This window comes from Variovorax nitratireducens (assembly GCF_051216545.1).
GTDB lineage: Bacteria > Pseudomonadota > Gammaproteobacteria > Burkholderiales > Burkholderiaceae_C > Variovorax.
This window is the reverse complement of sequence record NZ_JBPJZO010000002.1, coordinates 91,156-117,170: the sequence shown is the minus strand read 5'-3', so window position 1 is coordinate 117,170 and position 26,015 is coordinate 91,156. Positions and strand designations below refer to the sequence as shown.

At 68.3% G+C, this 26,015-nt stretch carries 28 protein-coding genes; 9 read left to right on the top strand and 19 right to left on the bottom strand.

Annotated features, from left to right (window positions below):
• Positions 1 to 116: 116 nt before the first annotated feature.
• Entirely contained in the window at positions 117 to 2,267 is a 2,151-nt protein-coding gene (locus tag ACSFA8_RS05870) for a LamG-like jellyroll fold domain-containing protein (protein ID WP_435478578.1), read from the bottom strand.
• A 193-nt stretch (positions 2,268 to 2,460) separates the two neighbouring features.
• Here ACSFA8_RS05870 and aqpZ point away from each other — a divergent pair, with 193 nt between their 5' ends.
• Positions 2,461 to 3,177, top strand: a complete 717-nt coding sequence (aqpZ, locus tag ACSFA8_RS05865) for an aquaporin Z (RefSeq protein WP_435478577.1) — start codon at positions 2,461 to 2,463, stop codon at positions 3,175 to 3,177.
• A 44-nt stretch (positions 3,178 to 3,221) separates the two neighbouring features.
• On the opposite strand, the gene ACSFA8_RS05860 is transcribed toward aqpZ, so the two are convergent.
• From ACSFA8_RS05860 to lplT, 3 genes are read right to left on the bottom strand one after another with little or no spacing between them, the layout of a single operon-like run.
• Complete coding sequence (locus ACSFA8_RS05860; RefSeq protein ID WP_435478576.1) at positions 3,222 to 3,707, bottom strand: glutathione peroxidase; 486 nt, start codon at positions 3,705 to 3,707, stop codon at positions 3,222 to 3,224.
• A 10-nt stretch (positions 3,708 to 3,717) separates the two neighbouring features.
• Positions 3,718 to 4,614: a DMT family transporter gene (locus tag ACSFA8_RS05855; protein ID WP_435478575.1), complete on the bottom strand. Its 897-nt coding sequence runs from the start codon at positions 4,612 to 4,614 to the stop codon at positions 3,718 to 3,720.
• 1 nt (position 4,615) lies between these two features.
• Entirely contained in the window at positions 4,616 to 5,920 is a 1,305-nt protein-coding gene (gene lplT, locus ACSFA8_RS05850) for a lysophospholipid transporter LplT (protein ID WP_435478574.1), read from the bottom strand.
• Positions 5,921 to 6,100: 180 nt separating this feature from the next.
• Between lplT and alr the strand changes: the two genes are divergently transcribed.
• Positions 6,101 to 7,192, top strand: coding sequence for an alanine racemase (alr, locus tag ACSFA8_RS05845; RefSeq protein WP_435478573.1), 1,092 nt, complete (start codon positions 6,101 to 6,103; stop codon positions 7,190 to 7,192).
• Between the two features lie 19 nt (positions 7,193 to 7,211).
• Positions 7,212 to 7,949, top strand: coding sequence for a hypothetical protein (locus tag ACSFA8_RS05840; RefSeq protein ID WP_435478572.1), 738 nt, complete (start codon positions 7,212 to 7,214; stop codon positions 7,947 to 7,949).
• Positions 7,950 to 7,969: 20 nt separating this feature from the next.
• Here ACSFA8_RS05840 and ACSFA8_RS05835 read toward each other — a convergent pair whose 3' ends face one another.
• Positions 7,970 to 8,767: a CDP-alcohol phosphatidyltransferase family protein gene (locus ACSFA8_RS05835; protein ID WP_435478571.1), complete on the bottom strand. Its 798-nt coding sequence runs from the start codon at positions 8,765 to 8,767 to the stop codon at positions 7,970 to 7,972.
• Between ACSFA8_RS05835 and ACSFA8_RS05830 the strand changes: the two genes are divergently transcribed.
• From ACSFA8_RS05830 to ACSFA8_RS05815, 4 genes are all read left to right on the top strand, one after another.
• A complete protein-coding gene (locus ACSFA8_RS05830) occupies positions 8,766 to 9,764 on the top strand; it encodes a zinc-dependent alcohol dehydrogenase (protein ID WP_435478570.1) in 999 nt (332 codons plus the stop codon). The two genes, ACSFA8_RS05835 and ACSFA8_RS05830, sit on opposite strands and share 2 nt — an antisense overlap.
• Before the next feature lie 135 nt (positions 9,765 to 9,899).
• Positions 9,900 to 10,316, top strand: coding sequence for a 6-pyruvoyl trahydropterin synthase family protein (locus ACSFA8_RS05825; protein WP_286623845.1), 417 nt, complete (start codon positions 9,900 to 9,902; stop codon positions 10,314 to 10,316).
• Between the two features lie 6 nt (positions 10,317 to 10,322).
• Positions 10,323 to 11,459: a glycosyltransferase family 4 protein gene (locus ACSFA8_RS05820; protein ID WP_435478569.1), complete on the top strand. Its 1,137-nt coding sequence runs from the start codon at positions 10,323 to 10,325 to the stop codon at positions 11,457 to 11,459.
• Complete coding sequence (locus tag ACSFA8_RS05815) at positions 11,456 to 12,346, top strand: hypothetical protein (RefSeq protein ID WP_435478568.1); 891 nt, start codon at positions 11,456 to 11,458, stop codon at positions 12,344 to 12,346. Before ACSFA8_RS05820 ends, ACSFA8_RS05815 begins: the two co-directional genes overlap by 4 nt.
• On the opposite strand, the gene ACSFA8_RS05810 is transcribed toward ACSFA8_RS05815, so the two are convergent.
• From ACSFA8_RS05810 to hpaR, 13 genes are all read right to left on the bottom strand, one after another.
• Positions 12,343 to 13,158, bottom strand: a complete 816-nt coding sequence (locus ACSFA8_RS05810; RefSeq protein ID WP_435478567.1) for a RibD family protein — start codon at positions 13,156 to 13,158, stop codon at positions 12,343 to 12,345. The genes ACSFA8_RS05815 and ACSFA8_RS05810 overlap by 4 nt on opposite strands.
• An 85-nt stretch (positions 13,159 to 13,243) precedes the next feature.
• Positions 13,244 to 14,221 carry a 2-dehydropantoate 2-reductase gene (locus ACSFA8_RS05805; protein WP_435478566.1) on the bottom strand — a complete coding sequence of 326 codons (978 nt, stop codon included), beginning with the start codon at positions 14,219 to 14,221 and terminating at the stop codon, positions 13,244 to 13,246.
• Positions 14,222 to 14,224: 3 nt separating this feature from the next.
• Positions 14,225 to 15,010, bottom strand: a complete 786-nt coding sequence (locus ACSFA8_RS05800) for a class II aldolase/adducin family protein (RefSeq protein WP_435478565.1) — start codon at positions 15,008 to 15,010, stop codon at positions 14,225 to 14,227.
• Between the two features lie 112 nt (positions 15,011 to 15,122).
• The gene (locus ACSFA8_RS05795; RefSeq protein ID WP_435478564.1) at positions 15,123 to 16,112 is read right to left on the bottom strand and encodes a Bug family tripartite tricarboxylate transporter substrate binding protein; all 990 of its coding nucleotides are present in this window, start codon (positions 16,110 to 16,112) and stop codon (positions 15,123 to 15,125) included.
• Between the two features lie 83 nt (positions 16,113 to 16,195).
• Positions 16,196 to 17,005, bottom strand: a complete 810-nt coding sequence (gene hpaI, locus ACSFA8_RS05790) for a 4-hydroxy-2-oxoheptanedioate aldolase (RefSeq protein WP_435478563.1) — start codon at positions 17,003 to 17,005, stop codon at positions 16,196 to 16,198.
• 13 nt (positions 17,006 to 17,018) lie between these two features.
• A complete protein-coding gene (gene hpaH, locus ACSFA8_RS05785) occupies positions 17,019 to 17,822 on the bottom strand; it encodes a 2-oxo-hept-4-ene-1,7-dioate hydratase (protein ID WP_435478562.1) in 804 nt (267 codons plus the stop codon).
• A gap of 4 nt (positions 17,823 to 17,826) precedes the next feature.
• On the bottom strand, positions 17,827 to 18,231 hold the full coding sequence (locus ACSFA8_RS05780; RefSeq protein WP_435478561.1) for a 5-carboxymethyl-2-hydroxymuconate Delta-isomerase: 405 nt from the start codon (positions 18,229 to 18,231) through the stop codon (positions 17,827 to 17,829).
• Positions 18,232 to 18,236: 5 nt separating this feature from the next.
• The gene (locus ACSFA8_RS05775) at positions 18,237 to 19,055 is read right to left on the bottom strand and encodes a DODA-type extradiol aromatic ring-opening family dioxygenase (RefSeq protein ID WP_435478560.1); all 819 of its coding nucleotides are present in this window, start codon (positions 19,053 to 19,055) and stop codon (positions 18,237 to 18,239) included.
• Complete coding sequence (locus tag ACSFA8_RS05770; RefSeq protein ID WP_435478559.1) at positions 19,052 to 19,387, bottom strand: aromatic ring-opening dioxygenase subunit LigA; 336 nt, start codon at positions 19,385 to 19,387, stop codon at positions 19,052 to 19,054. The genes ACSFA8_RS05775 and ACSFA8_RS05770 overlap by 4 nt, the downstream gene beginning before the upstream one ends.
• Before the next feature lie 360 nt (positions 19,388 to 19,747).
• A complete protein-coding gene (gene hpaE, locus ACSFA8_RS05765) occupies positions 19,748 to 21,205 on the bottom strand; it encodes a 5-carboxymethyl-2-hydroxymuconate semialdehyde dehydrogenase (protein ID WP_435478558.1) in 1,458 nt (485 codons plus the stop codon).
• A complete protein-coding gene (locus ACSFA8_RS05760) occupies positions 21,202 to 21,975 on the bottom strand; it encodes a fumarylacetoacetate hydrolase family protein (RefSeq protein ID WP_435478557.1) in 774 nt (257 codons plus the stop codon). Before ACSFA8_RS05760 ends, hpaE begins: the two co-directional genes overlap by 4 nt.
• Positions 21,972 to 22,586 (bottom strand): fumarylacetoacetate hydrolase family protein, encoded by a 615-nt coding sequence (locus tag ACSFA8_RS05755; RefSeq protein ID WP_435478556.1) that lies wholly within the window; start codon positions 22,584 to 22,586, stop codon positions 21,972 to 21,974. Before ACSFA8_RS05755 ends, ACSFA8_RS05760 begins: the two co-directional genes overlap by 4 nt.
• Entirely contained in the window at positions 22,583 to 23,017 is a 435-nt protein-coding gene (gene hpaR / locus ACSFA8_RS05750; protein WP_435478555.1) for a homoprotocatechuate degradation operon regulator HpaR, read from the bottom strand. The genes ACSFA8_RS05755 and hpaR overlap by 4 nt, the downstream gene beginning before the upstream one ends.
• Positions 23,018 to 23,137: 120 nt before the next feature.
• On the opposite strand from hpaR, the gene radA reads away from it, so the two are divergent.
• The gene (radA, locus tag ACSFA8_RS05745) at positions 23,138 to 24,529 is read left to right on the top strand and encodes a DNA repair protein RadA (RefSeq protein WP_435478554.1); all 1,392 of its coding nucleotides are present in this window, start codon (positions 23,138 to 23,140) and stop codon (positions 24,527 to 24,529) included.
• 20 nt (positions 24,530 to 24,549) lie between these two features.
• Complete coding sequence (locus ACSFA8_RS05740) at positions 24,550 to 24,972, top strand: glycerate kinase (RefSeq protein WP_435478553.1); 423 nt, start codon at positions 24,550 to 24,552, stop codon at positions 24,970 to 24,972.
• Here ACSFA8_RS05740 and ACSFA8_RS05735 read toward each other — a convergent pair.
• Positions 24,969 to 25,940, bottom strand: a complete 972-nt coding sequence (locus tag ACSFA8_RS05735; protein WP_435478552.1) for a recombination-associated protein RdgC — start codon at positions 25,938 to 25,940, stop codon at positions 24,969 to 24,971. The two genes, ACSFA8_RS05740 and ACSFA8_RS05735, sit on opposite strands and share 4 nt — an antisense overlap.
• Positions 25,941 to 26,015: the final 75 nt, after the last annotated feature.

The following is a 26,015-nucleotide window of genomic DNA, read 5'->3' as shown; positions in this document are numbered from 1 at the left end:
GTTCGCAGCGAGCCCTCCCTTCAAGATCATGAACCTGTACGGCCTGCCGGCTGTACAGGTTTTTTGCTTTTCCCGGCACGCTCGGGCAGCTCGGGCCGGCCAAGGGGTCTGCCTGCCTAGACCAGCGCCGCGATCTCCGCCGCGCTCAGCGCCCCGCTGTAGAGCCGGAAGTCGTCGAGCCGGCCCGGCAGCGACGGATCCGACGCGAACTGCGAGCGCCCGAGCCAGTTCTGCGTGGTTTCGCCGAGATGGAAGGGCGCCAGCGTCATCTGCGTGTTGGTGCCGACCGCGATGCCGTCGACGTACAGCGTGCCGAGGCTGTCCGACAAGGTCACCGCCACATGCACCCAGCGGCCCGTCGGCAGTGCCGCGTTGCCGTCGATCTCCTCCGCGTTGTAGCCGTGAACCGTGGAGATCGCATAGCGGACCGTGCCGGTATTGCTGCGCGGCGTCAGCATCATGTAGCGGCGGGGGCCGGAGCCGAAGTCGAACACGCGCGACCATGTGGCCGTGCTGTCCAGGAACACGCGGACTGCGATCGTGAAGTCGGCGATATCCTTTGCCACGCCGGTGGCAAGCGTGGCATGGCCGTTGCCGCCGTCGTCGGTCTTCTTGTGCAGCAGCAGTTCGGGTTTGATCGCCACCCTCGCCTCGGTCGAGGGTGCGCTCTCGCCTGCCGCATTCACGCCAACGACCGCGTAGTAGTACACGGCGCCGGCGACGGCGGTGCTGTCGGTGAAAGTCAGCGTGTCGGTGATGCCGGCAGCGAGCGTGGCGTAGGGGCCGCCCGCGTTGTCGCCCCGCTTGACCGTGTAGCTCAGTGCGTCGGTGCAGCCCCACCACGACAGCAGCACCTGCGGCCCGCGCAGCCGCGCCGTGAGGCCGCTCGGCCGCAAAGTCGCGAGCGGGTCGCGCGTGAAGGTCAGCGTCCCGAAACCGAGCTGGTCGCCATTGCCACCGTCCCCCTCGGGGCGCATCTGCGCCACTTGCAGCGCCGCATAGGGCGTTGCGATGCCGAGGCGATTGGCATAGTGGTTGTGCACGCTCTCCCAGATGCCGCGCCGGTGGCCCTGGCCGGCGTTCGACAGCACCGACTGCGTGCCCTGCCTGTTGATGTTGGTGAAGAACGGCACCGTGTTGAAGGCGCCGGAGCCATCCAGAAGATTCGACTTCGCCACGTACTCCGCGCCGGCCAGGAAGCGATTGTTCTCGTAGCCGTAGATGTCGTCGCCCTGGTTCCACGCCATTTCGCAGAACGCGCCCGCCAGACCGATGCCGAGCGTGCAGTGCCCCTGGTCGCGTCCGCTCTCCTGCCATTGACCGAGATAACCGGGATGCACGTGGTAGACCGCCTGCAGGCCGGCCCCGTTGCCCTGGCCGGTCTTGTAGTAGCCGAGCGCCTCGTCGTAGATGTCCTGCCGGTCGCACAGCACGCCGATGGCCAGCATCGAGGCCAGTGTGCACTGGTCCCAGTTGGCCCAGTAGTTGGTGATGACGGAACCGTTGTGGTTGACCAGGAAGCTGTGGTTGAGCGGGTAGAACACCGTCAGCATCATGTTCTGGAAGCGCGCCAGATCGGCTGCCGCCCAGCCTGGGTAGGAGCGCATGATCTCGGCCGCATTCGCGAACTGGTAGCCATAGATGCCCGCCGCCAGGAAACGGTCCGCGTTGCCGTGGATGGCAGTCAGCGTGGAAGACCAGGCGTTCAGGAACACCACCGCCAGGTCGGCATAGCGCGTGTCCTGCGAGACCTTCCAGCGCAGCGCCAGTTGGTAGGCGCGCGCGATGTCGATGTACATCTGGGCGAAGTTCGAGTCGTCGCCGCCGCGGATCACCGTGGCCAGTGGACGCGGGCTGGCGCCGAGCTGGGCGCGGCCGTTGGATGTCAATGCGTTCCAGCCGCTCTGCCAGGGCTCGGCACGGGCCGTAACTTTCAGGCGCATGCGCTCGAAGTCAGCCTCGGTGTGCAGAAGGCCCGGATGCGTGAACTTGCGCGCTTGCGGCGGCGCGATCGAGTCGGGCTGGGAATCACCCGACGCACTGGATCCGCCGGACACAACGGCGTCGGTGGACGCGGCCGACGCGACGGAGGACCCGGACGAAGCCGCCCCATCCTGTTGGGCGGCGCCGAGCGCGCCGGTGCCCGTGAATCCGCCGTTTCCACCGTCGCCACAGGCTGCGGTTCCCAGTGCTGCGAAGCTCACTGCGCCCATGCAGAAGGTACGGCGGGCCAGGCGAGTGCTGTTGTCGTTGTCGATTGAATGCATTTGGCCGAGAGGATATGTGATTTTTTGTTACAGCAATATGCATGCCTGTTGTTTGCGCAAGACCGCAGGTCGTGAAGGTACATGTATTCGCGATCTCAATTCTGAACAATTGTCAAGCTGGCCGTATGAAAACGCGCCCGTGCCTATGCTCGCGAGGCAGCGCCGACGATGGCGTAAATAGGGAGCAAACAACATGCACAAAACCAACATTTCCATCTGGTCGGCCGAGTTTCTCGGAACGTTCTGGCTGACGCTGGGCGGCTGCGGGAGCGCGGTTCTTGCCGCCGCCTTTCCCGGTCTGGGCATCGGGCTTCTTGGCGTATCGCTGGCCTTCGGCCTGACGGTGGTCACCGGTGCCTACGCGTTCGGGCCGGTCTCGGGCGCGCACTTCAATCCGGCCGTCTCGTTCGGCCTGGTGGTCGCCGGCCGGATGCGCGCATCGATGCTGCCGGGCTATGTGATCTCGCAAGTATTCGGCGCCTGTGCCGCGGCGGCCGTGCTGTACCTCATTGCGACCGGGCGCCCGGGTGCCGATATCGGCAGCTTTGCGGTGAACGGCTATGGCGTCCACTCGCCCGGGAAGTACGGTCTGGTCGCTGCCCTGCTCTGTGAAGTGGTCATGACGGCGATGTTCCTGATCGTGATTCTGGGCGCGACCGCAAAACCCGCTGCCTCAGGATTTGCAGGGCTTGCAATCGGCCTGTGCCTGACCCTGATCCACCTGGTCTCGATTCCGGTGACCAACACGTCGGTCAATCCCGCGCGCAGCATCGGGCCGGCGCTGTTCGGGCCAGCGTGGGCCTCGTCCCAGCTCTGGCTGTTCGTGGTGGCGCCACTTGCGGGCGCCGCGATCGGCGCCCTGGTCCATCGGTTCCTGCTGAAAAACAGCAATGAGGCGGATGCGGGTTGATGGCTGCGGGCTGATGGCTGATGCGGCGCCGCGGCGCCGGGCTTTCAGCCGGCCAGGGCAGCCTCGATGTCGCGCGCCATCGAGGCGGGTGTTTCGAGCGGCGCGTAGCGCCTGAGCACCTTGCCGTCGCGCCCGAGCAGGAACTTGGTGAAGTTCCACTTGATCGCGGTGCTGCCCAGCAGGCCGGGCTTTTCCTTCGTGAGCCACTGGTAGAGCGGCGCGGCGCTGCTGCCGTTGACGTCGATCTTCTCCATCATCGTAAAGCTCACGCCGTAGTTCTTGGTGCAGAAGGCGCCGATCTCCTCGTTGCTGCCCGGATCCTGCGCGCCGAACTGGTTGGACGGAAAACCCAGCACCGTGAGGCCCTGCTCGGCGTATTTCTCGTGCAGTTCTTCGAGCCCGGCGAACTGCGGCGTGAAGCCGCACTTGCTGGCGGTGTTGACGATCAGCATCACCCGGCCCTTGTAGGCGGAAAGCTTCACCTTCTTGCCGTCGATCTGCTGGGCTTCGAAGTCGTAGACGGTGGTCATCGCATGTCTTTCAGGTAGGTGGTGGCCGATCATCGTCCGACCCCGGCGTTCGTGCAAACGACGCCCATGCCGCCGCGACAACGATCAGCACGCCGCCCAGCAGCACGCGCCGGTCCAGCGTGGCCGCGCCCAGTGCGGCCGACGACACGCTGGCGAACAGCACCTCCGACAACATGATCACCGCCGTTGCGCTGGCTGCCAGCCGCGCGGCGCCGTACTGCAGGCAGACGTTTCCCAGCACCAGGCCGAGGCCGAGCGCGGCGGCCCAGCCGAGCCAGCCCGCGTCCGCAAGCGTCATGGCCGGCGCGGCCATCGCGCCAAGGCCGGTGCCGGCCAGCGCCGTGGTACCCGCCACCACCGCGCAGCCAGCGAACATGGCGAGCGCGCGCGACATTCCCGGTGCTGCATGCAGGTCGCGCAGCAGGATGTTGACGACCGCGAAACTGAAGCCTGCGGCCATGCCCAGCCAGTCCGGCAGGCTCGCGGGCACCGGCCATTCGACGCCGGGTGCCTTCAGCACCACGGCCACGCCGCTCAGTGCCAGCGCGACGCGCAGCAGCGCGCCTGCTGTCGGCCGTTCGCCGAGAAAGGCCCAGCCGAGCAGCACGCTCCAAAGGGGCATCAGATAGAAGAGCAGTACCACGCGCACCACGTCGCCCTGCGTCACGGCCCAGTTGAAGCCGACGTTGGTGAAGCCGGCAGCGAGCCCGAGCAGCGCGAGCCGCGGCGAGGCCGCGAAGCCACGCCACGCCTGCGGGCGCACCAGGCTGGTCGCGAGCGCGATCGCCATGTAGATCAGCGCCGTTGCCCACACCGGGTGCACGCCGTGGGCTTCGATCTGGCGGAACGGAAACCACGAGACGCCCCAGACGAACGCGTTCAGCAGCAGGGCGAGTGCGGGCGCCACCTCAGTGGTGTTTGTCGCTGCGAGCGATGGCCAGCAGGTGCGCGATTTCCTCGGGGTATTTCACGCAGTTGCTATCGTGCCAGCGCTTGATCAGCCACATGAAGCCGGCCACCACGAGTCCGAACGCCGTGATCGCGGTATAGGCCGACAGGCCCATTCCGGTACAGGCGCTGTAGAACGCGCCGAGCAGCAGGATGCAGGCCTGCTCGTTGAAGTTCTGCACGGCGATCGAGCGGCCCGCGCCCATGAGGTTGTGGCCGCGGTGCTGCAGCAGTGCGTTCATCGGCACCACCAGAAAGCCGCCGAGCCCGCCCAGCAGGATCAGGAACGGAATCGCCACCCAGAGGTTGGTGATGAAGTTCAGCGAGATGATCAGGACGCCCATGCCGATGCCGAGCGGGATCACGCGGGTCGCCATGTCGAGCTTCATGCGCATCGACGCCACCACCGCACCGACGGCGGTGCCGATCACCACCACGCCGGTGAGCGCGGTGGCCTGCGCCGTGTTGTAGCCGAGCGCGAGCGAGGCCCAGGCCAGCACGATGTATTTGAGGTTGCCGCCCGCGCCCCAGAACAGCGTGGTGGTGCCGAGCGAGATCTGGCCCAGCTTGTCGCGCCACAGGCGCGAATTGCAGTGCCAGAAGTCCGGCAGCAGCGCGAACAGGTTGCGCACGAAGCTGTGCCGCGGGTTGGAGCGCAGCGGGCGCATCTCGACGCCGGTGTGCGGAATGCGGGTGTTGAACCAGGCTGCGATCAGGTACACGAAGATCAGCACGCTGATCGCGGCAGCGGGCGCGGTGTCGACGCCGGTGTCCAGCATGGGCAGGTCGAACGCCAGCAGATGGCTCGACACCATGTGGCCGACCAGTTGGCCGCCAAGCAGGATGCCCAGGATGATCGACGCGATGGTCAGGCCCTCGATCCAGCCATTGGCCTTGACCAGCTGCGAGGCCGGCAGCAGTTCGGTCAGGATGCCGTACTTGGCCGGCGAGTAGGCCGCGGCGCCGAGCCCGACGATGGCATACGACAACAGCGGGTGCGAGCCGAACAGCATCATCACGCAGCCGACCACCTTGATGGCGTTGCTGATGAACATCACCTTGCCTTTGGGCAGCGCGTCCGAGAACGCGCCCACCAGCGGCGCGAGCACCACATAGAAGACCGCAAAGATCGGCACCAGCGCCGCGCGCTGCCATTCGGGAGCCCCGGTGCTTCGCAACAGTTCGATGGCGGCGACGAAAAGCGCGTTGTCGGCCACCGACGAAAAGAACTGGGCCGACATGATCGTGTAGAAACCGCGCTTCATCGATGGGCTGGCTGGCCAGAGGAGTGAGGGCCGCTGGCAATAGTGGAAGAGGTCTCCGCCCCCTGGCGGATGCGCGGTTATAGCATGGGGTCAAATGACAGAATAAGGAGCGCGTATGCGGGTTCGCCCGTAGCCCGAACGTGCTGTTTTTCTCGCCTTCCCCTTCGTCCACGCCCCACCATGCCGCGTCCCATCCTCGCCACCGTCCACACCGACGCCCTTCGCCACAATCTCGACCGCGCGCGTCGCTCCGCGCTCGATGCGCGGGTCTGGGCCGTGGTCAAGGCCAACGCCTACGGCCATGGCATCGAGCGCGCCTACGAAGGCCTGCGCGGCGCCGACGGCTTTGCGCTGCTCGACCTGGCCGAGGCCGAGCGCGTGCGCGCACTCGGCTGGCGCGGGCCGGTGCTGCTGCTCGAAGGCGTGTTCGACGCGCGCGACCTCGAGCTGTGCTCCAGGCTCGACCTCTGGCACACGGTGCATTGCGACGAGCAGATCGACATGCTGGCCGCGCACAAGACCCAGCAGCCCCAGCGCGTGTTCCTGAAAATGAACTCGGGCATGAACCGGCTGGGCTTCACGCCCGAGCGCTACCGCGCGGCCTGGACCCGGTTGAACGCGCTGCCGCAGGTCGACGAGATTTCGCTGGTGACGCACTTCAGCGATGCCGACGGTGCGCGCGGCATCGCGGCGCAGGTCGCCACCTTCCAGCACGCCACCGAAGACCTGCCGGGCGAGCGTTCCATTGCCAACAGCGCGGCACTGTTGCGCCATGCCGACAGCACCCGCGCCGACTGGGTGCGCCCCGGCATTGCGCTGTACGGCAGCGCGCCTGACTTTCCCGAGCACGACGCGGCGCACTGGCAGTTACAGCCGACCATGACGCTCGCCAGCAAGCTCATCGGCATCCAGACGCTGGCGGCGGGCGCGCTGGTCGGCTACGGCTCCAGCTTTGCGGCCGAGGCGCCGATGCGCATCGGCGTCGCGGCGGTCGGCTATGCCGACGGCTACCCGCGCCACGCCCACACCGACACCCCGGTGCTGGTGAACGGCGTGCGCACGCGCATGGTCGGGCGCGTGAGCATGGACATGATCACGGTCGACCTCACGCCCGTGCCGGAAGCCGGCTTCGGCAGCGAGGTCACGTTGTGGGGCCGCTCGGCCGTCAACGGCGCCGTGCTGCCGATCGACGAGGTGGCGCGGGCCGCCGGCACGGTGGGCTACGAACTCATGTGCGCGCTCGCGCTGCGCGTGCCGACGGTGGTCGCTTGATGCTCGCCGCGGCGGCCGCATGAAGGTTTTATCGAACTGGCGCTCGGTCAAGCTGTGGGAGAGCGCGTTCGAGCGCGATCTGCACCGGCGCCACAGCCTGCGGGCGTACGGCCTCCTGATCGGCACCTTCACGCTGTTGCTGATGTGGGGCGTGTCCAGCCTGGTGATGCGATTCGGCACCGACTCGCTGGCGGTGCGCTACCTGTTCACGCTCGGCGTCGGCTACATCGCCTACCTGCTGATCCTGCGCTGGTGGGCGCAGCGGCTGGCGGAAGACCGCACGCATTTCAATCCCGATGTCGACATGCCCGATGTTTCCGGCGGGGGCAGCGACCACGGCATCGACACCGGCTATGCCGACCTGGCCCATGCCGACGGCACCGGTCTCGGCGACCTCGCCGGTGGCGCGCTCGAGGTGGCCGGCGGAGCCGACGAGGGCGCTATCGTCGTGGTGCCGGTGCTCGCGATCTTCCTGATTGGCATTGCCATCGTGTTCGGCGCCGGCTGGCTGGTGCTGCTGTACTTCGGCTCCGACGTGCTGCTGGCCGTCACGCTGGAGATTGCGTTCTCCTACGTGTCGGCTCGTGCCGCCGTGCGGCTGGCGCGCGAGGGCTGGCTGTCGGCCGCGCTGCGGCTGACCTGGAAGCCGCTGCTTGGCGCCGTGATCTGCGCGGTCGTGCTGGGCGCCGCCATCGACCACTTCATGCCCGGCGTGAGCACGCTGCCGCAGGCGGTTCGGGTGCTGCTCGGTCGTTGAACGGCCGCCGCGACCGCGCTTCAGGCGTGGCGGTGGCGTGCCAGCCAGCCGATGTCTGAAATGAACGAGTAGAGCAGCGCGGCCAGGCCGGCCCCTGCGATCCAGCGCGCGGCGGATACATCCACCCACGGCGCGAGGCAGACGATGAGCGTCACGGTCTGAACCACGCAGATCGCCTTGCGCAGCAGGCGCGGCGGCAGCGGTCGCGCCAGCCAGGGCCAGGGCGCGGCGGCGGCGACGAAGCCGTAGCGCAGCAGCCCGGCGAGCAGGATCCACGGGCCCAACTTGTCCGTTTGCACTGCCAGCACGCACAGCACCAGGATCAGCAGCGCATCGGTTTCCATGTCGAAGCGCGCCCCGAACGCGGATGCCGAGCCGCTGCGACGCGCCAGCGGCCCATCCACGGCGTCGAGCAGCGCCGCCACCGTGGCCACTGCAACCAGGGCCCAGGCCCCGGCGGGCGGGCTTGCCGCCGCCTCGCCGATGCTCGCCGCAAGCATGGCGATCAGCGCCAGCCGCAGCAGCGTGACGGCATTGGCCGACCCGAAGCGTGCATGCGGCCGGTGCGCCGGCAGCGCCCGCCATGCGAGCGCACAGCCCAACCCGAACACGGCCAGCGCCTTCACCGCATACCAGTCGCCGAGCCAGGCCTGTGCCGCCGCCAGCGCCGCACCGGCCAGCAGCAGCCCGACTGCCGCCACGGTGCGCGCGGCATCGTGCCGCAGCGCGGCCAGGCCGGCGCTGTCGGCGGGGCGGGGGGAAGCATGGCTTGAAAGCATCGCCTTAAGATCGGTCGGCATCACTACCCAAAGCAGCATGCCAGCAATTCAGTCCCGCGTCGCCTCCGGGGATTCGCGTGCCTGCTGGACCGAGGCGCCGGGCCGCGCGGCGCTGCGCCACGAGACGCTCGCCGCGCCGGACGCGAACCAGGTGCAGGTGCGCGCCCTGCACAGCGGCGTGAGCCGCGGCACCGAACTGCTGGTGTTCCGCGGCGAAGTTCCACCCAGCGAATTCGCCCGCATGCGGGCACCGTTCCAGGCCGGCGAGTTTCCGGCACCGGTGAAGTACGGCTACGCCAGCGTCGGGGTGGTCGAGGGTGGGGCAGAAAATCTATTGGGGAAGACGGTGTTCTGTCTTCATCCGCACCAGACGCGCTACGTGGTGCCGGCGATGGCCGTGCATCCGTTGCCCGAGGGCCTGCCGGCTGCGCGTGCGGTGCTGGCGGCCAACATGGAGACGGCCGTCAACGCGCTGTGGGACGCAGCGCCGCGGCTCGGCGACCGCATCGCGGTGGTCGGCGGCGGCGTGGTCGGCCTGCTGGTGGCCTGGCTGGCCGCGCGCATGCCGGGCTGCCAGGTCGAGCTGATCGACACGCACCGGCCGCGGGCGCGCGTCGCCGCGCAACTCGGGCTCCGCTTCGCGACCCCGGACGCTGCCACCCGCGACGCCGACCTGGTGGTGCATGCCAGCGGCCAGCCTGCCGGGCTGGTGACCGCGCTCGGGCTGGCCGCCTTCGAGGCGACCGTGCTGGAACTCAGCTGGTACGGCCAGCGCGCCGTGTCGCTGCCGCTCGGCGAGGCATTCCACGCGCGCCGGTTGACGCTGCGCAGTTCGCAAGTCGGGCAGGTGGCCAGCGCGCAGCGCAGCCGCTGGAGCCACGACCGGCGCATGGCGCTCGCGCTCACGCTGCTGTGCGACCCGGTGCTCGACGTGCTCATCACCGACACCGCACCTTTCGACGAACTGCCGGCGGTGTTGGCGCGGCTGGCAGCCGGTGCGCCCGACACGCTGTGCCAGCGCATCGAATATCCATGAAGCTCGCCCCCAGTCTGCGCGCACTTCGTGTCGCTTCGCCAACCCCCTGCCGGGGGCAACACCAGCGGCCCGGCGAAGCCGGTTCCGCGGTGTTTCCCCGATGGGTCTGCATTGGATCGTGAGACAAAGGAAACCATGTACAGCGTCAATGTTCGCGACCATTTCATGATTGCCCACAGCTTCCGCGGCGAGGCCTTCGGGCCGGCCCAGCGGCTGCACGGCGCCACCTACGTGGTCGACGTGGAATTCCGCCGTGCTGCGCTGGACGTCGACGGCATGGTGGTTGACATCGCACGCGCCACCGACGTCCTGCGCAGCGTGCTGGGCGAATTGAACCTGCGCAACCTCGACGACGAGCCGGCGTTCGAAGGCCGCAACACCACGACCGAGTTCATGGCGCGCGTCATCTTCGACCGCATCGCCGCGCGCAGTGCCGCCGGCGAACTCGGCCCGCATGCCGGCGGGCTGGCGTCGCTGCGGGTGCGGCTCCACGAGTCGCACGTGGCATGGGCGGCCTACGAAGGGCCGATGCCGGCGCTCGATCCGCGCTGATACCGCATGACCGAGGCCTGCTTCTTCCTCGTGCCCGGCGACTGGAACGCGGCCACCGGCGGCTACGGCTACGACCGGCGCATCGCGGCCGGCCTGCGGGGCGCGGGGTGGGCGGTCGAGGTGCGGTCGCCGGGCGACGCGTTTCCACTGCCCGATGCCGCCACGTTCGAGACTGCACGCAACGTGATCGCCGCGCTGCCCGACCACGCCCTGGTCGTGGCCGACGGGCTGGCTTTCGGCGCGCTGCCCGAACTGGTTGAAGCGCACGCGCGGCGCCTGCGCTGGGTGGCGCTGGTGCACCACCCGCTGTCGTTCGAGGCCGGCCTGCCGGACGACGTGCGGCGCCAGTTGTTCGACAGCGAACGGCGCGCGTTGGCGCATGCGCGGCAGGTCGTCGTGACCAGCCCGTCCACCGCCCGCGCGCTCGGCGCGTTCGGCGTGCCGCCGTCGCGCGTGACGGTGATCGAGCCCGGCACCGACGCGGCGCCGCTCGCCACTGGCGGCGGTGCCGGTGCGCAGGCGCTGTGCCTGCTCTGCGTCGCGACGGTCACCACCCGCAAGGGCCACGCAGTGCTGGTCGAGGCGCTGGCCGGCCTGGCGGATCGCCGCTGGACGCTGCATTGCGCGGGCAGCCTGGCACGCGACCCGGCGGCGGTCGCTGCGGTGCAGGCGCTGGTGGCGCAGAACGGCTTGCAGGAGCGCATCGTGTGGCACGGCGAGGTCGACAGCGCCCGGCTCGACGAGCTCTATGCGCAGGCCGACCTGTTCGTGCTGCCGTCCTTCCACGAAGGCTATGGCATGGCGCTGGCCGAGGCGCTCGTGCGTGGCCTGCCGGTCGTCAGTTGCGCTGCCGGCGCGATTCCCGACACGGTGCCGCCCTCTGCGGGCTTGCTGGTGCCGCCCGGTGATGCGGCCGCGCTGCAGGCGGCGCTGCGGCGCGTGCTGGACGAGGCCGGTCTGCGCGCTGCGCTGGCGGCCGGCGCGCGTGCAGCGGGTTCGCGCCTGCCGACCTGGCCGCAGGCCGTCGCGCGCTTCGCCACCGTGCTGCATCAGGTCGGCGAGCCGGGAGGAGGGGGCGGCGAGGCGAGAGAGGCTGGAGGGGCGAGAGAGGCCGGCGGGGCCGATGAGGCCGCGACGCCATGAGCGGTTTCAGCGCGGACTGGCTGGCGCTGCGCGAGCCGTTCGACCGCGCCGCGCGCGCCGCAACACCGGACGCTGAATGGTTGCACGCGCCATGGCGGCGCGCCATGCCGCGCGGACAGGCGCTACAGGTGGTCGACCTCGGCAGCGGCACCGGCGCCAACCTGCGCGAGATTGCGCCACGCCTGGGTGGCCTGCAACACTGGCGCCTGGTCGACCACGACCCGCAACTGCTGGCCGCGTTGCCCGATGCGCTCGCGCCGTGGGCTGCCACGCACGGACTGCAGTTGCAGCTGCGCGAGGCCTTGCTGGTGATCGAAGGCGGCAACGGCCTGCGCATCGAGGTCGAGCGCTGCGAGGCCGATCTGTCCTACGGGCTCGACGCGGTGCCGCTCGCGGGCGTGCACCTGGTCACCGCCTCGGCCTTGCTCGATCTCGTGTCCGCGGCCTGGCTCGATGCGCTGGTGGCTCGCTGCGGCGCGGCCGGCGCCGCCGTCTGGTGGGCGCTGACCGTCGACGACCGGATCACGTGGACGCCTTCCGATCCCGAAGACGCGCTGGTGCTCGCGCAGTTCCACGCCCACCAGCAGCGCGACAAGGGCTTCGGCCCGGCGCTCGGCGGCGGCGCAGCGGAGCGTGCCGCGAAGCGCCTTGCGGAAGCCGGCTACCGGGTCGTCCGCAGCGCGACCGACTGGCAGGTCGACGGGCGCCGGGGCGCGGCCGATCGCCCGCTGCTGCGGGCCATGGTCGAAGGCATCGCCGCCGCGGCCGCCGAGCAGGCGCCCGCGCTGGCCGAACCTGCGAGGCACTGGCAGGCGCGCAAGCTGGCGCGGCTCGACGCATTGCGCCTGCAGGTCGGACACACCGACGTGCAGGCCTGGCTGCCTTAGGGCTGTGGGTTTGGCATCGGCGCAGCGCGCAAGTCCAGATCCCACAGCACGTCGCTGCCAAGCGCAAAGGTGCGTGCCGGCGGCCGCAGGGCATCACGCATCGCGGTCGCGGGCTGCACCGACAGACCGCGCTGGCCGCCGCCGATCAGCACCGGTGCCACGATCAGGTGAAGGCGGTCGAGGCAGTCTTGCCGCACGAACTCCGACACGGTGATGCCGCCGCCTTCGACGAAGAGCCGCTGCAGTCCGCGCGCATGCAGCGCCTCGACCACGGCCGGCAGGGCGAGCATGCGGCTGTCCGCACGGCGGGCCACGGCGATGACGCGCGCGGCGCCGAAGCGCGCCTCGGCTTCGGCGCGCCGGTCGTCCCCGCACACCAGCAAGGTCGGCGCCAGGCCATCGTTGAAGATGCGCGCCGAGGCAGGAACGCGCAGCGAGGGATCGAGCAGCACGCGCGTGGCGTTCGGCCCCGGCACCCGCCGCGTCGTCAGTTGCGGGTTGTCGAGCGACGCGGTGCCGGCGCCGACGATCACGGCATCGCACAGCGCGCGCAGGCGGTGCACATGCACCAGCCCTTCGGGGCCGTTGACGAAGCAAGAGTCGCCGGTGTGCGTCGCGATGCAGCCGTCCAGGCTCTGGCCGAGCTGGCCGACCGCCCAGCCGGTGCCGCGCCGGCAGCCGTCGAGCAGCGGCTTGAGCAAATCGAAGAGCGCCTGCGCGCCCGGATCGTGCCCGCCCTGCAGCGCATGGCCGGTGGCTTCATGCCACACCACGCCGGCCGCCACGTCGGGCAGTACGTCGGCCGCATCCACACCGCTTCGTTGTCGTTGTGCGATTGCCAGGCACAACGGCCAGATGGCCTCGGGAGCAGGGGGCGGGCGGGCCTTCACCAGCGGGTCAGTACAGGCCGAGCTGCCGTGCCTGCACCCGGGCCAGGCCCAGCAGTGCGTCGGTGAAGGGCGCCGGCACCTTCGTGAGTTGGCCCAGTTCGCGCACCGCACCGACCAGCGCGTCGAGCTCCACGGCGCGGCCGGCCTCCACGTCCTGCAGCATCGATGTCTTGAACGCGCCGAGCTTGCGCGTCACGGCATGGCGGTCGTCCGGGCTGTCGGTGATGGCGATGCCGATGCGCGCGCCGATCTCCTTGGCTTCGAGCATCACGGCCGAGATGAATCCCAGCAGCAACTCGTCGCCCAGGATCTGGTCGGTGGCGGCGCCGGTGAGGGCGCTGACGGGGTTCACCGTCATGTTGCCCCAGAGCTTGAACCACACGTCTTTCTGGATCTGGGCTGACAGCCTGGCGTCGATGCCGGCACGCGTGAGCAGCGCCAGCAGGTGCGTGACGCGCGGCGTCGCCTCGCCCGAGGGCTCGCCGATGATCAGCCCGTTGCCAAAGTGGTGCCGCACCACGCCGGGCGCATCGAGCGAGCAGCTCGCGTGCACCACGCCGCCGATCACGTGCCGGTCGGGAATGGCGGCGGCGATCGCGCCTTCGGGGTCGACCGTAGCGAGCCGCGTGCCGGCCAGCGCGCCGCCGAAACCCCCTTGCAGAAACCACCAGGGCACGCCGTTCATCGCCACCAGCACGATGGTGTCGGGCCCGAGCAGCGGGCCGATGCGTTCGGCCACGCCGGCCAGCGCGGGCGCCTTCACGGCCACGACCACCAGATCCTGCTTGCCGAGTTCGGCCGGGTCGGCCACGGCGTTCACCGGCACGCGGGTGCGAACGTCGCCCCGCATTAGCGACAGGCCGTCGCGCTGCAACGCTTCGAGCGTGGCACCGCGCGCCACCACGTTGAGGCGTTCGCCGGCCTGGGCCAGCGCGACGCCGATCCAGCCACCGATCGCGCCGGCGCCGTAGATGCAGACTTTCATCGTTCAGTGCCTGTAGCTGTCGTCGATGCGGTCGACCTGCCGCACCAGCGCGTCGAACATGTCCTGGCCCGCACCGTGGTCGGGGTTGAACTGCAGCGAGTCGCGGGTGCAGCGCTGCGCTACCTCGTCGCTGACCGGGATCGCGGCGCCCATCGAAAAGGTCGCCATCTGGATCTCGCAGGCGCGTTGCAGCGTCCACAGGATCGCAAAGGTCTGCGGCAGCGTCTGGCCCCAGGCCAGCAGCCCGTGGTTGCGCAGGATCACGGCCGGCCTGTTGCCCATGCTCTTCAGCAGGCGCGGCCCTTCGTCGGCATGGATCGTGATGCCCTCGAAGTCGTGGTACGCCACCATGTCGTGCAACTGCGCGGTGTAGAAATTGGTCTGCTGCAGGCCGCCCTGCAGGCAGGCCACGGCCACGCCTGCCGTGGTGTGCGTGTGCATGACGCAGTGCGCGTCGGGCAGCCCGTCGTGGATGGCTGCGTGCACGGTGAAGCCGGCCGGGTTGACCGGGTACGCGCCGCCGTCGAGCACCTTGCCCTGCAGGTCGATTTTCAGCAGGTTGCTCGCCGTCACCTCGCTGTAGTGCAGGCCGAAGGGATTGATGAGGAACTGCTTGGCACCGCCCGTCACGCTGTCGGGCAACCGCACCGTGATGTGGTTGTAGATCATCTCCGTCCAGCCCAGCATCGCAAACACGCGGTAGCAGGCCGCAAGCTGCAGCCGCGCGGCGCGCTCGTCGGGGTGGAGGGAGGGGTGGATGAGCTGGGAGGTTGTGGCGAGGGTGTTCATGGAGTTCTCCTTTCGTGGAACACCGCGGAACCGGCTTTGCCGGGCCGCTGGTGTTGCCCCCGGTAGGGGGAAGGCGCGCGCGACACGAAGTGCGCGAAGACTGGGGGCGAGCCTAGCCCTCTGCAGTGAAGCCGACCTGCTTCACGATCGGGGCCCACTTGGCGGTGTCTTTCTTGATCAGCTCGGTCAGCTCGCCTGGCGTGGACGACATGGCTTCCAGGCCGAAGGTGCCGAGGCCGTCGATCACGTCCTTCGATGCCAGCGCGGTCTTCATCGCGGTGTTCAGGCGCGCCACGACTTCGGGCGAGGCCTTGGCCGGCAGCAGGAACGCGAACCACTCGCTGTGCGCCATGTCCTTGATGCCCTGTTCGCCGAAGGTCGGCACGTCGGGTGCAAAACGGCTGCGCTTGGCGCCCGACACGCCCAGGATGCGCACCTTGCCGGTGGCCAGGTGCTGCGTGATGTCGCCGATCGGGCCCGACACGGCCGAGATGTTGCCGCCCAGCAGGTCGAGCATCGCGGGCTGGGTGCCGCGGTAGGCGGCGTGCTTGAGTTCCACGCCGGCGTTCTTGCCGAGCAGCGCGCCGATGAAGTGCGGCGTCGAGCCGGCGGCCGGCGAACCGTAGTTGGCACCGGCCGGGTTGGCCTTGGCCCAGGCCAGAAATTCGGGCACCGTCTTCACGCCCGCCGGTACCGCCGGGCCGACGGCGAAACCGAAGTCGAAGATGCAGGCAACGCTGACCGGCGTCAGATCGACAAGCGGGTCGTACGGCAGCTTCTTGTAGATATGCGGGTAGATCGTGAGGATCGAGGTCGGCGTCTGCAGGATGGTGGCGCCGTCGGCCGGCTGGCCCTTGACGTAGGCGACGGCGATCTGGCCGCCCGCGCCGGTGCGGTTCTCGACCACGCAGGTGTTCGCATACGGCGGGCCGAGCTTGGTGGCGACGCGCCGGCACAGCGTGTCCGACGTGCCGCCCGCGGCAAAGCCGGTGATGAGCCGTGCTGTTTCGATCTGCGCCTGTGCAAAGGCCTGCTGGCCGATGGCGGCGAGCAGGGCGGCGGCGCCGGTGGATTGCAGGATGTGGCGGCGGGTGGTGTCCATGGTGTCTCCAGAGGTGGTTTCGAGCGGATATTTTTCCAGCAAGAGGCCTTGCTGCGTCCCCGCGTTTACCTGACGTGGTGGCCTCAATAGGTCTTGCTGGCCGGGGCCGCGGCAACGCTCGCCTTGAAGTGCGCGGCCAGTGCGGTGGTGTGGCGGATCAGCAGGTTGGTGTCGAGCCCGACGGCGACGAAGGTGGCGCCGAGATCCAGGTACTTGCGCGCCAGCGTTTCGTCAGGCGTCAGGATGCCGGCGGCCTTGCCGGCCCGCTGGATGCGCGCGATCGCGTCCGCGATCGCGGCCTGCACTTCGGCGTGGCCGGGGTTGCCGACATGGCCGAGCGAGGCTGAAAGATCGGCCGGGCCGATGAAGATGCCGTCCACGCCCTCGGTTGCGGCGATCGCGTCGAGGTTGGCCAGCGCCTCGCGCGTCTCGGCCTGCAGCAGCAGGCAGACCTGGTCGTTGGCTTCTTTCGGATAGTTGGCGTAGCGGCCCCAGCGCGAGGCCCGCGCGCCGCCCATGCCGCGGACGCCCTGCGGCGGATAGCGCATCGCGCGCACGATTGCGGCGGCCTGTTCGGCCGTGTCGACCATCGGCACCAGCAAGGTCTGGAGGCCGAGGTCGAGGTATTGCTTGATCAGCGCCGTGCCCGCGTCGCCATGGCCCAGCGGCACCCGCGCGATCGCATTCGCGCCGGGGTAGGCGGCAATGGCCTGCGCCTGCTGCAGGATGCTCTGCAGCCCGTTGGGCGAATGCTCGCCGTCGATCAGCAGCCAGTCGAAGCCGGCGCCGGCGCAGATCTCGGCGCTGTAGGCGTCGGCCAGGCCGAGCCAGAGGCCGATCTGCGCGCGCTTTTCGCGCAAGGCTTGCTTGAAGTGGTTGACGGGTGTTTGCATGATGGAGTCCTGTTCAGACGAAACGAAAGGCAATCGAGCCCAATGGCCCGTAGTCGGCGTGGAAAGTGTCGCCCGGCGCGGCACTGGTCGGCCGTGTGAACGAGCCGCCCAGCACCACCTCGCCGGCCTCGAGGCATTCGCCCCAGGGGGCGAGCTTGCTGGCGAGCCAGGCGACGCCGGTGGCCGGATGGTTCAGCACGGCGGCCGCCACCCCCGATTCTTCGATCACGCCGTTCTTGTACAGCAGCGCGCTGACCCAGCGCAGGTCGACCGCGTCGGGCTTGACCGGCCGCCCGCCCATCACGATGCCGGCGTTGGCCGCGTTGTCGGCGATGGTGTCGAACACCTTGCGCATCTGCTTGGTGTGGCGGTCGAACTGCTCGATGCGCGCATCGATGATCTCGATCGCGGGCACCACGTAGTCGGTGGCGGCCAGCACGTCGAAGATCGTCACGTTCGGGCCTTCGAGTTTCTTGCCGAGGACGAAAGCCAGCTCGACCTCGACGCGCGGCGCGATGAAGCGCGTGAACGGGATGTCGCCCCCCTGGTCGAAGAACATGTCATCGAGCAGGGTGCCGTAGTCGGGCTCGGTGATCTGGCTGGCCTGCTGCATCGCGCGCGAGGTCAGACCGATCTTGTGGCCTTTGACGGTGCGGCCTTCGGCGAGCTTGGTCTTGACCCATTCACGGGAGACCGCATAGCCGTCTTCGACCGTCATCTCCGGATGGCGTTTGGAGAAATGCTCGACCTGCACGCGCGACTGCTCGCTGCGGTGCAGCTCGGCCGCAAGTTGCTGGATGACGCTGTTGGAGAGCATGGAGCTATTGGTTGAACAGGGGATGCAGGTTGCTGTGCTTGCCGTCGTAAACCTGGCCTGGCGCATCGTCGATCTGCAGTGTCACACCGAGCAGCCGTTTTGAGAACAGCGGGTCGAAATGTTCCCTGACGCTCGCCAGCAGGGCGTCGCCCACGGTCGTCTTGACCGCGCCGGAGCGTCCGGCAGCCATGCGCAGGTTCAGGTATACAAAGGCATAGTCAGCGTGGCCGTCGGCCACCGCATAGTGCGCGGCCGGGTAGGCCAGCACGCGCGTGCCGCCGGTCGGGAACACCTGCTTGCCGGCCTCGTCCTGCTGCGCCAGCATGGTGTTGGCCAGCGCGCGGCACAAGACCGACATGTCGGTCTGCGCTTCGAGGTTCGGCGTGTAGAGGATGACAAGATGGGGCATCTGCGTTACTCCACCGACATCGTGGCGGCCGTGCAGCTCACCGCGAAAATCGGAATCGCTTTCATGTGAAAGATCTCGCCGCGCCCGCGTGCTGCGGCGGCCACGGTAACGAAGGTGCGGATCTCGAAGCCGCCCTGGCCTGCTTCGCGATAGGTGGCCTCGTCGGTATAGCCCAGCATGCCTGCGCGGTCGTTGGCGCACCAGTGTTGCATGAAGGCGGCGTCCCAGGCTTCGTTGACCTTGCCAGAGTCGGGCGTTGCCGGCCAGTGCGAGATGCCGCCGGTGCCGACCAGCGCGATGCGCTCTGGCGCCGCATCGCAGGCGCGGCGCAGCGCCTCGCCGAAGGCCCAGGCCCGGTGCAGTGGCGTGAGCGGTGGCCCCTGGCAGTTGATGTTGACCGGGATCACCGGCAGGTCGTACTTCGGCGTGAGGAAGTTGAGCGGCACCATGATGCCGTGGTCGAACTTCCATTCCTCCGCATAGGCCACGTCGACCGTTTGCATCACCTCGCGGATCAGGCGCTGCGACAGCGCGGCATTGCCGGGAACCGAGGTCTTCGCAATGCCGAGCCAGGCCGGGTCTTCGATCGGCCCTTCGTAGTGGTCTGCCATGCCGATTGCATAGGCCGGCATGTTGTTCATGAAGAAGTTGGCGAAGTGCTCGGCTGCGATCACGATCACCGCGTCGGGCCTGGTCGCGCGCATCGCTTCGCCGAAGCGATGGAGCTGCGCGTGAAATTCGTCCTTCACCGCAGGATCGGCGAGGTGAGCGCGGCCGGTGATGCCGGGGGCGTGGCTGCAGACGCCTGCAAAGACCAAACTCATACGCCTGCCACCTTTTCGTCTGTGCCTGTCGTCATGGCATAAATTCCTGCGCGCACCGGGCCGTATTTGCGCACGCCTTCCCGCATGGCTTCGAGGTAGTCGGCCCACGGCATGCCGAGCAGTGGTGCAAAGTGCATCAGCAGCTGTCCGTTGCAGCCCAGCACGTAGAGCTTGCCGATGTCGCCGCCGTCAATAGCTTCGCGCTCTTCGTCGGTGAAGTCATAGGCGCCCAACAGCGCCGCGCGCATGTCGCCGCCTTCCTTGTAGTGGCGTTGCACATCGGCGTCGCGGTTGAGTGCGAACAGGAATTTCTGCATGGCGTACAGGCTCATCTCGATGATCCAGGGCGCCGATTGGCGTTTTTTAGCGCATGAAGCGGGTGCGTTCTTTCGGGGCGGGTGCCCAGGCCACCGGGTACTCCCCTCCGCGAATGTCCCCCGCCTTCGGCTCCTCCTTTATTTCGCTGCGGGGAGCACCCGATGCCCTGTGCACCAGGGCACGCTGTGGGTGAACCGCCGATCAACGACCGCTCTGAACAACGATCACGTCGATGGGGTGCCTTGCGCAGCGAAATAAAGGAGGAGGCCGCAGGCCGGGGGACATTCGCGGAGCAAGGTACCCCGTCGGCGTGAGCGCGCCCTGAACAACGCGCCCGACGCTCAACCCAGTCAAGCGAAAAGCAGGGGCTCATCTCAGACCCCCCAATGCGGAATATGGTGCGAACCCATCGACACCGCAACGTTCTTCGGCTCGCAGAAAACCTCGTAGCTCCAGGTGCCCCCTTCGCGCCCCGTACCCGAGGCCTTGGTGCCGCCGAACGGCTGGCGCAGGTCGCGCACGTTCTGGCTGTTGACGAAGCACATGCCGGCCTCGACGGCAGCGGCGACGCGGTGTGCGCGGCCGATGTTCTCCGTCCACACGTAACTCGAGAGGCCGTAGGCGATGTCGTTGGCCAGACGGATCGCATCGGCCTCGTCGTCGAACGGAATCAGGCAGGCGACCGGGCCGAAGATTTCTTCCTGCGCGATCCGCATGCGGTTGTCGACATCGGCGAACACCGTTGGCAGCACGTAGTTGCCGCGCTTCACGCGATCGGGCAATTCGGGCGTGCCGAGGCCGCCGCACAGCAGCGTCGCGCCTTCTTTCGGACCCAGCTCGATGTAGCTGCGCACCTTGGCCAGATGCGCCTGCGAAATCATCGGGCCGACGATGGTCTTCTCGTCCAGGGGGTCACCGACGGTGATGCGCTTCGCACGCGCCGCGAACTTCGCGGCGAAGTCGGCATAGATCGACTTCTGCACCAGGATGCGCGAACCGGCCGTGCAACGCTCGCCGTTGTTGCTGAAGATCATGAACACGGCCGCGTCGAGCGCGCGGTCGAGGTTCGCGTCGTCGAAGACTACGAACGGGCTCTTGCCGCCGAGCTCCATGCTGAACTTCTTGAGGCCCGCGCTCTTCACGATGCGGTTGCCCGTGGCGGTGGAGCCGGTGAACGAGATCGCGCGCACGTCGGGGTGCGCCACCAGCGGTTCGCCGGCCTCCTTGCCGTAGCCGTGCACCAGGTTCAGCACGCCGGGCGGAATGCCGGCTTCGAGCGCAAGCTCACCGAGCCGTGCGGCCGAGAGCGGCGACAGCTCGCTCATCTTGAGCACCGCCGTGTTGCCGAACGCGAGGCAGGGCGCGACCTTCCAGGTGGCCGTCATGAACGGCACGTTCCATGGCGAGATCAGCGCGCAGACGCCGACCGGGTGGAACAGCGTGTAGTTGAGGTGCGTCTCGGTCGGGTAGGTGTGGCCGTCGACACGGGTGCACATCTCGGCGAAATAGGTGAAGTTATCGGCTGCGCGCGGCACCAGTTGCTTGCCGGTCTGCGAGATGGTCTGGCCGCAATCGTCGGTCTCGGTTCGTGCGATGGCCGGTACGTTGGCTGCGATCAATTCGCCGAGCTTCCGGATCAGCCTGGCGCGCTGCGGTGCCGGCATGCCGGCCCATTTCGGGAAGGCTTCCTTGGCGGCGGCCACGGCGGCGTTCACTTCGGCTTCGCCGCCAGAGGCCACTTCGGCCAGCACCTCCTGCGTCGCGGGGTTCACGGTCTCGAAGTAGTCGGTACCAGCAACGGCCTTGCCGTCGATCAAGTGGTCGATTCTCATGGGGTTCCTCGAATGGTGTTCACGAGCGCGCCGATGCCTTCGACCTCGGTGACGACCACGTCGCCCGGCTGGCAATCGACCACGCCGTCGGGTGTTCCGGTGAGGATCAGGTCGCCCGGCGAGAGCGTCATGAAGTTGCTGAAATACTCGATCAGGAACGGCGCATCAAAAATCATGTCGCGCGTGTTGCCCGATTGCGTGACCTTGCCGTTTACCGTGGTCGAAAGCGCAAGCGCCATCGGATCGGGCACGTCGGCTGCGTCGACGAACCACGGCCCGATCGGCGTGCAGGTGTCGCGGTTCTTCACGCGCAGGTTGGGGCGGTACCAGTTCTCGAGGTAGTCGCGGATCGCGTAGTCGTTGGCGACCGTGTAGCCGCCGATGAAGTCGTACGCATCGTCGCGCCGCACCTTCTTCGCGGTCTTGCCGACCACGATGACCAGCTCGCATTCGTAGTGCATGAACTGCACGCCGGCCGGCCGCCGGGTGAGCTGGCGATGGCCGGTCAGCGTGCCTTCGCCCTTCACGAAGACCAGTGGTTCTTCGGGCGCCTTGAATTCGAGTTCCTTCGCGTGGTCGGCGTAGTTGAGGCCGAGCGCGAGGATGGTGCGCGGACGCGGCGTCGGCGCGAGCGGCGGCAGCCAGGTGAGCAAGTCCTGGAACACGACGCGGCCGTCGTCGAGGCGCACGGCCGCGTCGGGATGGCCACCGAATTCGTGGGCGGTGCCGCTATGTTCGCGGCCTTCGTAGATGACGCGTGCGTGCTTCATGCAGCCTCCTGCGCCAGCGTGTTGCTCAATGTCTCGAAGCCTGGCGCCACGATCTCGATGCGGTCGCCGGCCCGCGCCAGCGGGCGGCCCGCATTGCAGCCCAACATCAGCACATCGCCGGGTGCCAGCGTCATGAATGCGTTCACGTCGGCCAGCAACCGGGGTGCGCTGCGAACCAGTTGCGAGAAGTCGGCCGTGTGGCGTGTCTCGCCGTTGATGCGCACTTCGAGCGAGAAGCCGGACGGATCGCCGCCGACACGCAGCGTCGGGCCGATGCCCAGAAAACCGTCGACGCATTTGTACTTGACCGGCGGCCGGAAGAAGCTCGCATGCGGCAGCGAGAAGTCGTTCATCAACACATGGCCCGCGACGCTGCCTTGGGCACCGATCACCATCGCAATGGTGGCGCCGACTTCGACCTGCGCCGCATCGCGCGGCAGCGTGACCGTGCTGCCATGCGGACTCCAGGTGTTGGCCGTCTTCACGTACAGCACGGGTGCTTGCGGCGGCGCCTTGTAGGGCGGCAGGCCCATCTGCGGTGCCAGCGCTTCGGCTTCCGCCTTGAAGTTGAGCAGCACGCCGTACACCGTGCCTTGGGGAACGAAGCTCATGGTTGCTCCAGTGCGATGAGTTGGTCGAGCAGCACATACAACTCCCCGAGCTTGGTCTTGCCCATCGACGCCTCGATCCATGCGTAGTGCGCCTCGATGGTGGTGGAAAGGCGCTTCACAAGCTTCTTGCCCTGGGGCGTGGCCTCGATCACCGTGCGGCGCTGGTCGTCCGGATCGCGGGCGCGCCGAACCAGACCGTCGCGCTCCATCCGCGCGAGCACGCCGGTCAGGCTGGGGCCGAGGATGAAGGCTTCGCGCGCCACGCGGCCGGTTTCGACCGCGCCGTGTTCGCCGAGCACGCGCAGCACGCGCCATTGCTGATCCGACAGCGCGTGTTCGCGCAGGCTTGGCCGGGTGTGGGCCATGACGGCCTCGCGTGCCTGCAGCAGGAGGCGCGGCAGGTTGCGGTGAACGAAGGGGGTGGTGCTCATGGATGGTGGCTATTATTTAACATGTTAAGTGTTTTGCAAAGCCTTGCCGAAGCCTGTGGCGCGGGGGTTTTCCCGGGGGCGTCGCGCGGGCCCGGCAGCGGCGCTGCCTACACTCGCCCGATGGCCAAGGAAAAAACAAACTACGTCTGCAGCGAATGCGGCGGCATCAGCCCCAAATGGCTCGGCAAGTGCCCGAGCTGCGGCGCATGGAACACGCTGGTCGAACAGGTCGCCGGGCCGACCGGAGGCACCGCCAACAACCGCTTCGGCACGCAGTACGCGGCGCTGGCCGGTGCGTCCGAACTCGCCACACTGTCGGAGATCGAGGCCAACGACGTGGCGCGCACGCCCACCGGGCTTGACGAACTCGACCGCGTGCTCGGCGGCGGCATCGTGGCCGGCGGCGTCACCCTGATCGGCGGCGACCCCGGCATCGGCAAATCGACCCTGCTGCTGCAGGCCGTCGATGCGCTGCAACGCGCCGGGCAGAACGCGCTGTATGTCACCGGCGAGGAAAGCGGCGCGCAGGTGGCGCTGCGCTCCCGGCGGCTCGGGCTCGATCATTCGCAGGTACAGGTGATGGCCGAGATCCAGCTCGAGAAGATCATCGCCACCCTCGACGCGAACCGGCCGGCAATCGCGGTGATCGACTCGATCCAGACGGTCTATTCCGACCAGCTCACGTCGGCCCCCGGCTCGGTGGCGCAGGTGCGCGAATGCGCTGCGCACCTCACGCGCTTCGCCAAGACCAGCGGCACGGCCGTGGTGCTGGTCGGGCATGTCACGAAAGAGGGCGCACTGGCGGGACCGCGCGTGCTCGAACACATGGTCGACACGGTGCTGTATTTCGAGGGCGACACGCACTCGAGCTTTCGCCTCGTGCGCGCCATCAAGAACCGCTTCGGCGCGGTCAACGAAATCGGCGTGTTCGCCATGACCGAGCGCGGCCTGAAGGGCGTGACCAATCCGAGCGCGATCTTCCTGAGCCAGCATCCGGAGCCGGTGCCGGGCAGCGTGGTGCTGGTCACGCTCGAAGGCACGCGGCCGATGCTGGTCGAGATCCAGGCGCTGGTCGACAACGGCGGCCCGAGCCCGCGGCGCCTCAGCGTCGGCCTGGACCGCGACCGCCTGGCGATGCTGCTCGCCGTGCTGCACCGCCATGCCGGCGTGGCCTGCATGGATCAGGACGTGTTCGTCAATGCGGTCGGTGGCGTGCGCATCAGCGAGCCCGCGGCCGACCTGGCCGTGATGCTGGCCATCACCTCGAGCCTGCGCGGCAAGCCGCTGCCCAAGGGCTTCATCGCTTTCGGCGAAGTGGGCCTGGCCGGCGAAGTCCGCCCCGCGCCGCGCGGCCAGGAGCGCCTGCGCGAAGCGGCCAAGCTCGGCTTCAGCATCGCGGTGGTGCCCAAGGCCAACGCACCGAAGAAGGGAGCGAAAGAGATCGAAGGCCTCACCATCCACGCGGTCGAGCGCGTCGAGGAAGCAATGGACGTGGTGCGGCAGCTCCATTGAGCCGCCGCGATAATGGGTCGATGAACCTGCGCAAAATCCTGGTGCCGCTCGGCGGGCTCGTGCTACTTGGCTTCGCCTGGAAGAGCTACGGTTGGGCCGGGGTGGCTTTGGTGTCGGGCGCGATCGTGATGTTCCTGCTGATGCACTTCAACCGCACCATGCAGGTGATGCGGCGCGCAGCGAACCGGCCGATCGGCTACGTCGACAGCGCGGTGATGCTCAACGCCAAGCTCAAGCCCGGCGTGACCTTGTTGCATGCGATGGCGCTCACGCGCGCCATCGGCGAATTGCGCTCGCCCAAAGACCAGCAGCCTGAGCTGTACCGCTGGACGGATGGCGGCGGCTCATGGGTCGATGCCGAATTCCAGGACGGCAAGCTGCGCCAGTGGTCACTGACGCGGCCGGAGCCGGAAGATTCGGCGTACCAGCCGCCCGTGGCCTAGAACGGCGCGTCTTCGGTTTCCTCTGCGGCGGGCACGGGGTCGGCTGCCACCGGTGCCGCCGTGCCAAGCGCCATTTCGCCGCCCAGCGCTTCGAGCAGATCGGGCACCAGTTGCCCCAGCTCCCCGGTCGCGATGGCGGCATCGGCGTCGAAGTTGTCGTCCTTCGCATCCCGTGACGATGTGGCGCTGTCGGTGCCTTCGAGGAACACGATCTTGCGCAGCTGCATCGCTTCGGTGAGCTCGAACGAAACGCGGTCGTCCCAGGTCATCGCGAGCCGTGTCGGGCGCTTGCCGGCGGCGATGTGCTGGCGCACCTCGTCGATGTCGAGCGCGTGCTTGGCATAGCGCACCACCGACTTCGACTCGTCGCTGGCCTTGAGCTCGCATTCGCGGTCGATGCTGAAGCCGGCCGGCGGCTCCTGCGTCGAGAGCCAGTTCGACATCGCGGCGGCCGGTTCGATCTGGGTCGACAGTTGCGCGACCGCAAAGCCGTCGAGCGCCTTGACCAGCGCCGTGACCACTTCGTCGGCGCGCGTCGCATTCGAGCTGTTCACCACCAGCCGGCGCTCGACCGGGTCGATCCACACCGCGACCTTGGCCTGGCGCGTGAAGGCCATCGGCAGCAACTCGTGCGCGATGTCTTCCTTGAGCTCTCTCTTTTCTTTCTTGCCGGGCTTGCGGCCGGTGGCGGCTTCGATCTGCGCGCAGCGCTCGTCGACCTTGCGGCGCACCACCGAGGCCGGCACGGCCTTGGCCTCGATCATGAATTCGAGCAGCCACTGGCCGTCGATGGATTCGACCAGCGGGCCGTGCGCCGCGCCGCGCGGCTCGATCCAGCCGGCCGATTTTTCCTGCGAGGGGCCGCAGGGCACGAAGCGCTGGCCATCGAGGGCCAGTTCGGCCTGCGCGAGCGTGGCAGACCATGAAGATTCGATGCGATAGACGATGACGTTCTTGAAGAAGGACAAAGGGACACTCTTTCCTGAAGCGGGGGGTCGAAACGTTGGGCGAAACCGTCATTGTGGCCGGGCCGTAAAATCGCC